General features: G+C 52.2%; 8 protein-coding genes. 7 read left to right on the top strand and 1 reads right to left on the bottom strand.

Annotated features, from left to right (window positions below):
- The first annotated feature begins 45 nt into the window (after positions 1-45).
- Entirely contained in the window at positions 46-3396 is a 3351-nt protein-coding gene (locus tag EA392_07650) for a hypothetical protein (protein ID TVR39065.1), read from the top strand.
- A 15-nt stretch (positions 3397-3411) separates the two neighbouring features.
- Here EA392_07650 and EA392_07645 read toward each other — a convergent pair whose 3' ends face one another.
- Positions 3412-5196: an ATP-binding cassette domain-containing protein gene (locus EA392_07645; GenBank protein ID TVR39100.1), complete on the bottom strand. Its 1785-nt coding sequence runs from the start codon at positions 5194-5196 to the stop codon at positions 3412-3414.
- A gap of 238 nt (positions 5197-5434) precedes the next feature.
- Here EA392_07645 and EA392_07640 point away from each other — a divergent pair, with 238 nt between their 5' ends.
- The 6 genes from EA392_07640 (at position 5435) to EA392_07615 (ending at position 13153) form a co-directional block, all read left to right on the top strand.
- Positions 5435-5593: a 50S ribosomal protein L34 gene (locus EA392_07640; protein ID TVR39064.1), complete on the top strand. Its 159-nt coding sequence runs from the start codon at positions 5435-5437 to the stop codon at positions 5591-5593.
- 72 nt (positions 5594-5665) lie between these two features.
- On the top strand, positions 5666-6817 hold the full coding sequence (locus EA392_07635; protein TVR39063.1) for a glycosyltransferase: 1152 nt from the start codon (positions 5666-5668) through the stop codon (positions 6815-6817).
- Between the two features lie 11 nt (positions 6818-6828).
- Positions 6829-8112, top strand: a complete 1284-nt coding sequence (locus EA392_07630; GenBank protein ID TVR39062.1) for a hypothetical protein — start codon at positions 6829-6831, stop codon at positions 8110-8112.
- Positions 8081-9199: a glycosyltransferase family 1 protein gene (locus tag EA392_07625; protein ID TVR39061.1), complete on the top strand. Its 1119-nt coding sequence runs from the start codon at positions 8081-8083 to the stop codon at positions 9197-9199. Before EA392_07630 ends, EA392_07625 begins: the two co-directional genes overlap by 32 nt.
- Positions 9187-11043 (top strand): asparagine synthase (glutamine-hydrolyzing), encoded by a 1857-nt coding sequence (asnB, locus tag EA392_07620; GenBank protein TVR39060.1) that lies wholly within the window; start codon positions 9187-9189, stop codon positions 11041-11043. Before EA392_07625 ends, asnB begins: the two co-directional genes overlap by 13 nt.
- Before the next feature lie 4 nt (positions 11044-11047).
- Positions 11048-13153, top strand: a complete 2106-nt coding sequence (locus tag EA392_07615) for an oxidoreductase (GenBank protein TVR39099.1) — start codon at positions 11048-11050, stop codon at positions 13151-13153.
- Positions 13154-13533: the final 380 nt, after the last annotated feature.

The raw sequence follows: 13533 nt of genomic DNA, 5'->3' as shown, positions 1-13533 counted from the left end.
TACCTTTAGGCTTTCATCGTTCCTGCAAACGAAACCGCCTTCGCAATGAATACTCCATCTAACAGGTCGCGTTATGGCCTTTTTCTGACTGCAATCCTGCTGGCAACGAGTTGCTCAGAAACCATTCCCGACCAGCCCCCAACGGCAAATACCCGTTTTGAATACCTGCCCGCCTCGCATACCGGCGTACATTTTACCAATCAGGTGCTCGAAAAATCGGGCCGTAACGTGGGACAGTACGACTATATGTACAACGGCGGCGGAGTGGCCATTGGGGATTTCAACAATGACGGTTTACCCGACTTGTTTTTCTGCGGAAGCGATGCGTCCAATGCCCTGTACCTGAATCGAGGAAATTTTGTGTTTGACGATATATCAGACAAAGCAGGCATCAAAGGCGAGGGCAAATGGGCTACCGGAGTAACCCTGGTTGATATCAACAACGATGGTTGGATGGATATCTACGTGTCTTACAGCGGCCCGGAATACCAACGAAAATCAACCCGAAACGAGTTGTATGTCAATCAGAAAAACAACACGTTTAAGGAGGAGGCCGCAGCCTATGGTATTGCCGATAACGGCTTGAGCACACAAGCGGTCTTTTTTGATATGGACGGAGACGGTGACCTCGACCTGTGGGTGGTGAACCACGCCGTTCGCAACTGGGAGAACATGACACCCGATTGGCTTGCACACGTAGATTCACTCCCTGCAGCCGAAAAGAAACGCTACCAATGCAGTCTTTACCGCAACGAAGGCGATGGCAGGTTTACCGACATCAGTAAAGAGGCCGGAATTGACTTTGTGAGCTTTGGACTGGGTATCGCGGTATCTGACTTTGACGGAGACGGCAAGCCCGACGTCCTCATTACCAACGATTACTTTATTCCGGACAGATTGCACCTCAATCTCGGAAACGGAAAATTTGCCGAACGGCTTTCGAGCCGCTTTACGCACTCGCCACTATTTTCTATGGGCTGCGACATGGCCGACTTCAATAACGACGGCCGCCCCGATTTGGTGGTGGTTGATATGACTCCGGCAGATCATTATCGCAACAAGCTCAACATGGCTTCTATGGACGTGGACGAGTTCAGGTTCCTCACTGAAGTGCAAGGCTTCAGGCCGCAATACATGTTCAACAGTCTCTACCGCAATGACGGCTCGGGTGTGATGAGCGATATTGCCCATCTGGCCGGAGTGGCCAAAACCGACTGGAGCTGGTCGCCGCTGCTGGTTGATTTGGACAATGACGGCAAACGAGACCTCTACATTTCCAACGGAATTTACCGCGATATCCTAAACAACGACTGGCGTCAGGATCTCGTGCAAACCTTGTTGGCGCTGGACCAATACTCGGATGAGGTGTACTTCGAAATGCTGCAAAAAGCCGATTCCACCCCTGTGCCCAACGAGATTTTCCGGAACATCAACGGCTACGAGTTCCAAGGGGTAAAATCGGATTGGGGCCTCGCAAAGAACTCGTTCTCCAATGGTGTGGCCTATGCCGATTTGGACGGTGACGGCGATTTGGATATGGTGGTGAACAACCTCGGTCAGCCCGCCTTCATCTGCCGCAACAACTCGCGTGAGCATGAAAACAGCTACTTTCTGCAAATTGAATTGGAGGCTCCGGAAGAAACTTTCCACGTAGATGGCTCCCGGGTTTGGCTCTATAGCAGCGGTGAAATGCAATACGCAGAATATCGTTTTACGCGCGGCTTTCAGAGTTTCATGGAGCCTGTGCTTCATTTCGGATTGGGGCAAACGGCCGGTATTGACAGTGTAGTCATTCAGTGGCCCAACCAAAAGTGGCAGGTGGTGAAAAGCCCTGAAAGTAATCAGCGCCAGACCCTGACTTATGACGCTGAAGATGCGCGCAAGCGCCAACCGGAAATGAAGGAAAAATGGTTTTGGGATGCTACCCAGGCCGCTGTAAAGCCGCCCGCTGTTCACAAGGAAAACGAATTTGACGATTTTAAAGAGGAAATTTTACTGCCCCACCGAATGAGTCAACTTGGGCCCGCATTGGCCGTAGGCGACGTGAGCGGAAATGGGCTGGATGATTTTTACCTCGGAGGGGCCAAAGACGAGCCGGGTATGCTCTACCTGCAATCGGCCGGCGGTTTTTTTGAGCAGGCAAATGTACCCGCGTTTGAAGTTGCCGCCGGAGGTGAAGATTTGGGTGCATTGTTTCTGGATGTAGATGGCGACGGATTTCTAGATCTCTACGTAGCGCGCGGAGGCGGAGGTGATGTGGCCGACTCACCGGAATTACTGCAGGATTTGATGTTTCGCAACAACGGTCGCGGAGGTTTTGAATCTGCCAAAATTCTACCCAAAATGCACACCAGCACTCTCGTGGTGAGGGCTGTGGATTGGGACAACGACGGCGACCTCGATTTGTTTGTGGGCGGAAGAAATGTTCCCGGACAATATCCGCTCGCGCCTCGCAGCTATCTCCTCGAAAATCAGAACGGACGCTATGTGGATGTCACAGACAAGCGCGCTCCCGATTTGATGTATGCCGGTATGGTGAGCGATGCCATGTGGATTCAAAGCGATGACATCGACCATCTTCAACTCATGGTGGTGGGGGAGTGGATGCAACCCAAACTTTTTGACTGGCACAACGGACGACTTGTTGCCAACAGTTCCTTTCCGCCTGAAGGGGCAGGAGGAGGCTGGTGGAGCAGCATTGCCTCAGGTGATTTCACCGGAGATGGCAAACAGGAATACATACTGGGTAACCTGGGGCGGAACAATAAATTTCAACCCTCGCCTGAATCACCGCTCTACTGTTTTGCGGGTGATTTCGACGGAAACGGAACACTGGACATTGTGCTGAGCAAGACCTATCAGGACAGACTCGTGCCGGTGCGCGGACGGGAGTGCAGCAGCGCCCAGATGCCATTCATTTTGGAGGCGTTTGAAACCTATCACGACTTTGCCACAGCAAGTTTGACGGACATCCTGGGTGATGAAAAGCTTCAGGAGGCAGTTGCGCTCCAGGCCGATGATTTCACCAGTGTGTTGGTTCGGCAAACCGATAACGGTTGGGAGGCCAGACCTCTGCCGATCGCAGCGCAAATCGCTCCCATCATGGGGATGGTGATCGACGATTTCGACGGCGACGGAAACCTCGACGTAGTTCTGGCCGGAAACAATTTCGTGACCGAAGTAGAAACCACACCCTACGACAGCGGCAAAGGACTCTTCCTGAAAGGCAATGGCCAGGGCGATTTTGAGGTGGTGTACGAGCCGCAAAGTGGCATTTTCCTGCCCGACGATGTCCGGCGTGTACTCCCCATCAAAGTATCGACCGATGAAATACGGGGAATTTTGGTCGCATCCAACAACGGCCGCGCTCGCTTGCTTATCTCAACCAGGGATTAAGAGTAGGTGAGGCGCTTACCCGATTTCGAACTGCATGTTGCTCAGGTGGCGGTAGAGTCCCTCTTCATGCGCAATCAGCTCGTGGTGGGTGCCAGATTCAACCACTTTGCCGTCCTGAACCACCAAAATGCGGTCGGCGTTGCGAACCGTGGCCAGCCTGTGCGCCACCACAAAAGAGGTTCTGCCTTTCATCAGTTCATCCAAAGCCTCCTGCACCAACCGCTCCGACTCTGAATCGAGTGAGCTGGTTGCTTCATCAAGAATTAGAATGGCAGGGTCTTTCAATACAGCCCGCGCAATGGCAATACGCTGCCGTTGACCTCCAGATAATTGGATGCCGCGCTCACCTACCATGGTGTCGTAACCTTCGGGAAAAGTGCGGATAAACTCCTCGGCGTTGGCTTTGCGTGCAGCTTCTTCAATTTCCTGCTGACTGGCATCGGGTTTTCCGTAGGCGATGTTTTCGCGGATGGTGCCTCCAAAGAGAATCACATCCTGCGGCACAATGGCCATTTGGGCGCGAAGCTCAGAAAGCGGATAGTCTGAAATTTCGCGGTCGTCAACGCGAATACTTCCCGAAGAGATATCGTAAAACCGCAGAATGAGCGCGGTGATAGTGGTTTTGCCCGCGCCACTGGGCCCAACAATCGCAATGGTTTCACCCGTGTCGGCGTCAAAAGTAACACCGTTCAGTACGGGCATATCCTGTCGGGTAGGGTAGCTGAAGTGCACATTTTCGAAGGCGACCTTTCCGCGAATTCGGTTCTTGCCTTCTTTGGAAATTTGGGTCATTGGGATGTTCTCCGGATTTTCCTCCAGTATATCCATCAAGCGCTCCACGCCACCAACAGCCCGTTGAATCTGCGCGTACAGCTCTGCAATTCCGCCAATGGATGCCCCCACAAACACAGAGTAAAGCACAAACGAAATCAGCTCTCCAATGGTAATTGAGCCCTCAATGGACATCCGCACACCCATCCACACCACGGCTACAATCGCACCGAAAATGCAGAAAATGATAAAGGCCGCGAAGATCCCGCGGTAAATCCCTCCCTTGATAGAAACCCGCACAATTTCATCCACACTTTTGCGGAAGCGCACAGATTCAAAAAGCTCGTTGGTGAAAGATTTCACGATGGCAATGCCTTGCAATGTTTCCTCAATGATGGTGGTAGATTCCGCTACCTTGTCCTGCGCCTCTCGCGACAGACTTCGGATAAAGCGACCAAAAATCACCGCAAAAATGGCCAGTACCGGAACGATGGCCAGCATCATCAACGTGAGCTTCGGCGAAATAAAGGTGAGCAGGGTGAGTCCACCAATGATGAGAATAAGCTGCCTCAAAAACTCGGCAATGGTGGTGGTAAGCGTGCTCTGAATCTGGGTGAGATCAGCCGTCATCCGGCTGTTGAGTTCACCCACCCGCTTTTGATTGAAATAGGTCATCGGCAGGCGAATCAGGTGCTGATAAATGTCGTTGCGCAGGTTGGCCAGCGATTTCTCCGTAACCGACACAAACAGGTACACCCTGAAAAACGAAAAAATACTCTGTGCTACAAGGATCACACACAACACCAGCGCAATCTGGTTGGCTGTAGAATAGTCACTGTCTTTCGCACTGTCCACCAACCGCCCCATCAGCTCAGGAAAAATCAGCGCTGTAGCTCCGGTGAGCAACAAAAAGAACAATCCGATTCCAAACGTTAAGCGGTAGGGCCTGAGGTAGCTGAATATGCGGATGGATTTTTTCCATGCCTCACGCGAAACCTTTATCTTTTCCTTGTTTCTGCTCCTTGCCATAATGGTGCGCAAAGTTAAGTCAATTTGTTGCGCAAAAAGAGCTCGAAATAGTCACTTTCTGACGGATTTCTGCACCATATCAACCGAGGTCAGTTTGCAAATCCGGTCTCTGGTTGCTCGCAACGCAGGCACCAACAAAGATTTCGCAAGATTTGTTGCAGATGCTTGTTGTAATGCAAAAAACATCTATTTTTGCAGTCCTTTTTGAAGAAACCCACGAAAAAGAAACACCAAAGTCATGAAACGCACATTTCAACCTTCACAGCGCAAGCGACGTAACAAACACGGATTCAGAGAGCGAATGGCCAGCGCCGACGGTCGTCGCGTACTCAATGCTCGTCGCCGCAAAGGCCGCAAGAAGGTGAGCGTTTCTTCTGAGCGTCGTCACAAGCGATAATATTTTCGCTTTCTGCATATTTACAGGGTCGCAAACGCGGCCCTTTTTTGTTGCCCAAAACCAGCCCGAACTTTGCGCATTACATTTGTTTGCGGACACTACCTTCCCAATCTCGGATACCTCGAGGTGCATCTCGCAAGGGCCTTGGCTGCTGCCGGTCATGAGGTGGTGGTGGTGACTTCGCACGCGGTGCCGGCATACGTAAAGAACAAGGTGAACGACTATCCCTTTCCTGAGATCTGCATTGACGAAGGGGTGGAAGTGCGCCGCCTTAAGCCCCTTTTTGCGCGTGGCCAGTTCGTGATAGGCCGTGGTTTATTGCACGCCGTAAAAGAAACCTCTCCGCAGTTTGTTCTGGTTATGGGCCTCGGAAAGGTCTTTCCTTATCCGGTGCTGGGCAATACCCCCTGGAAAACGGCTGTGCTTCTGGGCGACAACAGTCATTCCTACATTCATCTCTCGGGCTGGCGAAAGCGGTGGAGGGATATCGTGAAAAAACCCATTTACCTCAGGGCCCTCCAGAACGCCCATCGATTGCTGCACTACACGCCCGAAACGAAACAACTGCTGAAGGATTGGCTGGGCGCCTCTTCGCATCAGCACCTGGAAAACAAATCTGTGGAAATCAGTCTTGGGTTTAACCACCGTGTTTTTTCCTTTCAGCCTTCCTTGCGAGAACATAAACGTGCAGAGTTGGGCCTCAAAGGGGAAGACGTGCTCTATATCTCTGTGGGGCGCATGGCCGAAAACAAGTCATACGATGCGTGGATCGGAGCCATGGAAAACCTGATGGATGAGAATCCCCGTGTTCACTTGATGCTGGTAGGCGTGGGTGAGGATATCCATTCGCAGGCTGTTCGCCAACGCGTAGAATCCGGAAAATTTACCTCGCGCTGTTTTCTGCTTCCTTTCACTTCGCACTCTGAACTACTTGCCTGCTACAACGCTGCCGATGTGGGATTTTGGCCCATCACGGCCATCTCTGTGTTCGAAGGAATGGGAACGGGGCTTTTTCTCGTTCTGCCGGAAGATAAGAGCCTCAAACATATCGGACAGGCAGGAGCATTGTGCAGCTTTGTGTCCGAAAATCACCTTGATATGCTTCGTGCTGCCGGCAAAGAAATGGATGCTGACAAAAGGAGCCGACGCACCCAACAAGCGGTTGAAAACTTTAGCTACCAAAGCATCGCCGCGCGGGTGGTTCAATCCATGCAAAGCCCGTAATTTTAGCGCCAATGCGCTGGAAGTACTGGAAGAAATGGTTCAGGGATAAACCTTGGTTGCTCAAGTGGTTTGTGTTGCTGGTGCTACTGCGTCCCATCATTGACAACTTCTACTACCTCAAAGAGATCTCGCCGCTGCTTTCGCCCCTGTACATCGTGGGTGTACTTACGCCGGTTTTGTGTTTGCTCACTATTTTTCGCTACAAAGTGCGGCAGCGCTCCATTGTTGACAAGCTTTTTGGGTATTGGTCTGCGGCATTGCTGCTCGGTTGTTTTCTCCTTTTTATGTTCGACCCTTTCTCCATGCAGGCCATGGAATCGGTGCTGAAACTCAGCTTGCCGGCCTATCTTTTCTACTTCCTCCGGCGATTTGTGCGCAACCAGGGAGATTTGGATGGCATTCTGCAAACGGTACTCTACGCAGGGATTATTGTTGGGGGAGTGCTGGTATATGAGCTCACTTCCGGCCCCATCCGAACCGAGGAAAGTCGGGGACTGGCCAGAATTCAGGGCAATTTTGGCGATGTGGTGAGCTACGGCATTTACATTTCACTTGCATCCCTCGCTGCGGGTTATTTCTACTTCCGCGATAAACTGGCAGGCAGACCCATTCGCCGCTCTATCAGTATCTGCGCGGTGGTTGCGGTGGTATCGGTGGTGGCTTTGGTAAACATGCACCACGTGGCGAGCTACACCGTTTTTGCCATGACGGTAGGGCTCTTTGTACTCTACAACATGAAGGTAAACAAGGCGGTAGGCGTGGGAGCAATGGTGGTGGTGGGGCTGTTTGTCATCTACTTCGGCCAGCAGGTACTGGAAAGCAGCATCACACCACTGCTCGAAACCGACATGAAAGTGTATGCCGGTGAGCAGGATACTTCCAAATTGATGCACGGTCGGGTGGGGAGATGGATGTTTATGTTCGACCTGCTGAGCCAGCAAAATGTGCTTGTTCAAATGTTGGGGTACCCGCTTACATTCGACTACGCCTTTCACCTTGTAGGAATTGGTGCCCACAATGACTTCATTCGCCTGTTGTTCTTCACGGGCTACCTGGGGTTGTTGGTGTACGTGCTGCTGCTCTTCAACGTGTGGCGCAGGGCTCGGTACCTCCCGGAGCATCACCGTTTTCTTGTTACCGGAATCATGATGGCTACAGTGCTTTATGCAATTAGCACTACACCAACCATGTACGCGCCTTTTGTGTACATCCTCATGGCCGTGTTTGCCTACGTGGCTTTGCCGCTTCACCGAAAAATGACCTATGCCAAAACCCCGGGTACTCTTGTTGGGTAAATTGCCTCCTCCCTTCATGGGGCCCGCCGTTGCAACGCAATTGTTGCTTCGTTCGCGCCTCAATGAATGGTTTGATTTGCATCATTTTGACACCCGACTCAACACCTCGGTTAAAAGCCTGGGGCGCTTTGGCTGGCGAAAACTCTGGCGAAGCATAGGTGGTTACCGGCAACTTCATCAGCTCGCCCGCAGCCTGAAACCCGACCTCGCCCTTGTGCCCATCAGCCAAACCACCATGGGTTTTTTAAAAGACAGTTTGTACGTAAGGATTCTATCGGGTGCCGGGGTAAAGGTCTTGGTGCAACTTCGAGGAAGCCAGTTCAGAAATTGGTACCACAGCGCCTCGCCCTTGACCCGCTGGTGGGTGAGAAATTCACTGAAGAAAACCGAAGGCGTGCTCGTGCTGGGAAACAATCTTCGCTACCTCTTTGAAGGTCTTTTTCCACCTGAAAAGATTTTTGTAGCTCCCAATGGTGGCGATTTTCCGGAGCTTGGTGCTAAGCGTGTCTCGGCGGCTAAGCCCTTGCGTCTTTTGTACTTGTCCAATTTTCTCCCCGGAAAGGGTTTTGATTTGCTGTTGCGTGCGCTGGCGGCCCTTCCGCAAGAAGTTCAATGCGAATGCGTCCTAAATGCCTACGGTGCCTGGGACAATCCAGATTACCAGGAGCGATGCCTGTCATTGATTCAAAAACACAGCCTCCATCAAGTGCATCTTCATTCACCCGTGAGCGGCGCCGATAAATGGGCAGCCCTCAACAACGCCGACGTTTTTGCTTTTATCCCCACCCATCCCGAAGGACATCCCTGGGCGATTGTAGAAGCCATGGCTGCCGGATTGCCCGTTCTCACTTCCGACCAGGGTGCCATTGTTGAATCGGTGCTCCACGACCAAAACGGATTTGTGGTGAATACCACCGACGAAACCGAACTGGCTGAACGCATTACCTTGCTTATCCGAAACCCGGATCTGGTAATGGAGATGGGTAGAAAAAGTCGCGCACGGTATGAGTCGGGATTTACCGAAGAGCACCTTGTACAGCGCTACCGAAACATTTTTAACCAAACCTTGCAAGCATGTGCGGAATAGCTGGTTATGTGTCGCGCGAAAAGCTGAACGGACCGGCCATGGTTGCCGCAATGGCCCATCGCGGACCCGATGGCGAGGGCTTTTTTGAAGAGCAGTGCAAGGACTTTCATCTGTTTTTGGGTCACCGTCGACTGGCCATTCTCGATTTGAGCGAGCGCGGAAAACAGCCCATGACTTCGGCCGATGGAAATGCGGTAATCTGTTTCAACGGAGAGATTTACAACCATCACCTGTTGAAGTCGAAATTAGCCTCAGGATGGCAGCCCCGCTCCTCAACCGATACCGAAGTGCTGCTTGAGTTGCTCAATACGCACGGCATCAGGGCCCTGGAGCATCTCAACGGCGATTTTGCTTTTGCCTTTTTCAACCGAGAAGAAAATGCCCTGTACCTCGTGCGCGACAGGTTGGGCGTAAAACCCCTTTACTATCATTTTCAGGATAATGTGCTGCGATTTGGAAGCGAAATCAAGGCTATTCTGGCAGGTGAAGTGCGGGCTGCCTTGAACAAAGACGAGCTCGGAAACTACTTCATATTCAAATATGTTCCGAGGCAGGAAACCCTTTTCAAAGGAGTGAAGCGCTTAGAACCCGGCTGCTACCTCCGTTTTGATTTGGAGCGCGGTACGTTGGAAACCCATCGCTACTGGAAGCCTCAAACCTTGGATGTTCCGAAAACCTACGCCGAACGGCGCGACCATGTGCGCTCACTTTTGACGGACGCCGTTGAACTTCGACTGGGCTCCGATGTGCCGGTTAGCACCTTTCTGAGCGGCGGGCTGGACTCGTCTATCATTGCATCGCTGCTTCGCAATCGCCCGGAAATTCGGCACTACTGCGCGGTAAAAGACGAGCGTGATGTGAAGGCCGAAGGAACCACCTCAGACGCACATTACGCCCGTGAACTGGCCCGCGAATGGAAACTCTCTTTCGAGGCCATAGCAATTGGCAGTGATGAACTTACGACGGATTTGCTTCATCAAACCCTGCGGTTTTCCGATGACCTGATTGCCGACGGGTCGCAGATTCCCGCTTATTTGATTACCGCAAAAGCATCGCAAAAAAGTACGGTGGTGCTCAGCGGAATGGGGGCCGATGAACTGTTTTTCGGCTATGGCGGCCACATCATTTTGCGGATGGCAGGTATGCTCGACAAACTTCCGGCTCCGATTGCCCGCATGTTAGCCAGGCGCATGGCGGGCTTATATCCCGGCAGGGGAAAAGGCAAGGCCGTGAAGCGATACCTCTACAAACTCGGTCGCTATTATGGTCACCCTCATCGTTTTGCGCCGCTCAGTGTGGTGGGTGATTGGCATGCGTCTTCATCTGTGTATCAGCCATTCAGCCAACCTGCTTCGGTAGATTTTCTGGGTGACTATGCGGGAGACGACTTCGAAGCCCTGCAGCATTTTGAGCGTGAAAACTTCCTGGTGAAGAACCTTCATTACCTCGACCGCATGAGCATGGCACACGCTATGGAAAGCAGGGTCCCTTTTCTCGATCACCGGTTGGCTGAATTTGCGTGGTCGCTTCCCGTTTCCGATCGTATTGCTGGTCTGGACAACACCAAGCGCATTCTGAAAGACGCCTTTCAGAGCGACTTGCCGCGCGATATTGTTCGCAGACGCAAGGCCGGATTCGGAATGCCTCTCCGAACCTTGCTTTCCAGTCAGGAGATCCTCAATAAGCTTCTCGACCCTGCCTTTTTTGGTAATTTTGAGGGCTTCTCGGTAGATAGAATTCAAGGTGTGGTGAAAGACCACCGGCGCGGAACCGCCGACCACAGTTCCATCCTTTACGCCCTGATTTCTTTTCAGCATTGGTATCGAATGTACATTGAAAATTAACCACTTGGAACAACTCGTACAACAACTCAAAGACGGCACCATGCAGCTCCTCGAAGTGCCTTTTCCGGTTCTCGGGCCGGGCATGGTGATGGTTCGCAATCACTACTCGGCCATCAGCGCAGGCACCGAAGGAAAAACCGTGAACGACGCGCGTTTGGGATACCTGGCCAAGGCGCGCGCCCGTCAAAACGAAGTGAAAAAAGTGGTGAAAGCGGCCCGCACTTACGGGTTGGCCGACACCTACAAAATGGTGATGAACAAACTTGAAGCCCCCAGTGCCTTGGGTTATAGCTGCGCCGGTGAGGTGATTGCGATTGCCGATGATGTGCGCGGTTTTAGGGTGGGCGACCGCGTGGCATGCGCCGGTGGCTCCGCTGTGCACGCCGAGGTGGTGGCCGTACCCGAAAATCTTTGCGCAAAAGTGCCCGAAAGTGTCTCGCTCGATGAGGCTTCCATGACCACCATTGCCGCCATTGCCCTGCAGGGAATCCGCTTGAGCGACACCCAACTGGGCGGAAATGCTGTGGTGATCGGACTGGGGTTGATTGGTAAAATGACGATGATACTCCTCAGGGCAGCGGGAGTACGGCCCATCGGGGTGGATATTGATGCGCGACAAGTGGAGTCAACCCGCGCTCTCGGTTTTGATCACGTATTTGTACGGGAGCAACACGGCATTGAAAACGAAATCATTGACCTCTGCGAGGGTTTCGGCACGGACGCCGTACTCATCACCGCCGGAACTTCATCGCTCGACCCCGTTAACCTCGCCGGACGGGTTGCGCGGCCCAAAGGGAAAGTGGTGATTGTGGGCAACGTTCCCACCGGTTTCGACCGAAAGGATTTCTACCGCAAAGAGCTGGATTTGCGCATGTCGGCCTCTTATGGTCCGGGCCGTTATGATCGCGCCTATGAGGAAGAAGGTCTTGATTATCCCATTGGATATGTGCGTTGGACCGAAAACCGAAACATGCAGGCCGTGCTGGCCATGCTTGCGTCGGGAGCCGTTGATTTTTCGCCGCTGATTTCGCATCGGTTTGATTTTCGTGACGCACGGCAAGCCTACGACATGATTGTTTCCAAATCGGAAGAATTTGCCGGAGTTATCTTGGCATACGACACGGGCAAAACGCTTGCTCAAAAAGTGGTGAGGAAGCAAAATACCCCAATGAAATCCGGAGTGGTTGTGGCTTCGTTTATCGGGGCGGGTTCGTTTGCGCAGAATTTTCTGTTGCCCAATCTCGCAGGGCTGCATTTGCGGCATATAGTCACCGCTCGTCCCAACAATGCGCGCAACGTTGCGGATAAGTATGGATTTGCAGGTGCACTTTCGTCGGTAGAGGAGCTTCTTGCCGACGAGCATTGCAACACCGTTTTTGTGGCTACACGACACGATACGCACGCGCAATACGTGTTGGCAGCTTTGCGTGCCGGTAAGAATGTGTTTGTGGAAAAGCCGCTTTGTCTTCATCCGGATGAACTGGAGGAAATTGCCCGGGTGGCGGCTCAATCCGCGGGACGACTGATGGTAGGCTTTAACCGGCGTTTTTCTCCCGTGACGGATGGGTTAAAGAAAGAACTTAAGCCCTCTCGTCCGGTGAGTATGCACTATCAAATCAATGCCGGTGCCCTGCCAGCCGACCATTGGGTGCACGACCCGAAAACAGGAGGCGGCAGGATTTTGGGCGAGGCGTGTCACTTTATTGACCTGGCCATTTTTCTTTCGGGATCAAAGGTTCAGTCGATACAGGTCACGTCTTTGGGAACTTCACCCGGCGTGGAAGATACCGCGGCCATTGTATTGAAGATGGTGAACGGAAGCGTGGCTGTGATTAACTATTTCTCAAACGGACATCCTTCTCTGCCAAAAGAAAGGCTGGAAGTTCAGCAGGACGGTCAGTTCTGGCAAGTGGAAGACTTTAAAAAGCTGCGCAAGAACGGCCTTGGCAAACCGCTCAAAACATGGGCAAAGGCGCAAAAGGGCTACGGTGAGGAACTTCAGGCTTTTGCCGATTCCATCAGAAAAGGAGAACCTGCCCCCATTTCACTGGAGGAACTCTACCATTCGATGTGGGTGACATTTAAGGTGTTGGAGGAGTTGAAGGGGTGAGAGCTCTTTGTTAACCGAAGTCACTCGATTGTGACCCTTGCCATTCATCAAAGTCGCCTAGGGGGGAAATGATGATTCTGTGCATTGGGTGTTTGTTCTAAGAAGTAAGCTATGAACACGCGATAAGATTTCTGTCTCGTACTTCTTCAGGGCTGACTACTCCGTACCTCATTCCTCAGCACTCCGGTCGAAATGACAAAAGGGTGTGATTGGGAGTTTTTATTTCTGGTTATTAGCATTTTGTCATTTCGAGCGAGAAATCCCCAAAATTGAAACGGAGGCCTTTATCCCCTCCACCGGAGGGGTGGCCCCGACAAACGCGGGTTTCACACGACCTTGATGTTGAAGGTCGGGGTTGGGGTGGGTTTTTCACCCACCAC

This window comes from Cryomorphaceae bacterium, from assembly GCA_007695365.1.
Taxonomy (GTDB): domain Bacteria; phylum Bacteroidota; class Bacteroidia; order Flavobacteriales_D; family SKUL01; genus SKUL01.
Note: the sequence above shows the minus strand (reverse complement) of the source record. Positions and strands in the feature narration are given on the sequence as shown.

What these genes read in the sequence shown, in the direction of transcription:
- EA392_07625 (TVR39061.1), top strand. Translation starts at nt 8,081, where the DNA reads ATGCCAAAACCCCGGGTACTCTTGTTGGGTAAATTGCCTCCTCCCTTC.
- EA392_07630 (TVR39062.1), top strand. Translation starts at nt 6,829, where the DNA reads ATGCGCTGGAAGTACTGGAAGAAATGGTTCAGGGATAAACCTTGGTTG.
- EA392_07640 (TVR39064.1), top strand. Translation starts at nt 5,435, where the DNA reads ATGAAACGCACATTTCAACCTTCACAGCGCAAGCGACGTAACAAACAC.
- EA392_07645 (TVR39100.1), bottom strand. Translation starts at nt 5,196, where the DNA reads ATGGCAAGGAGCAGAAACAAGGAAAAGATAAAGGTTTCGCGTGAGGCA.
- asnB (TVR39060.1), top strand. Translation starts at nt 9,187, where the DNA reads ATGTGCGGAATAGCTGGTTATGTGTCGCGCGAAAAGCTGAACGGACCG.
- EA392_07650 (TVR39065.1), top strand. Translation starts at nt 46, where the DNA reads ATGAATACTCCATCTAACAGGTCGCGTTATGGCCTTTTTCTGACTGCA.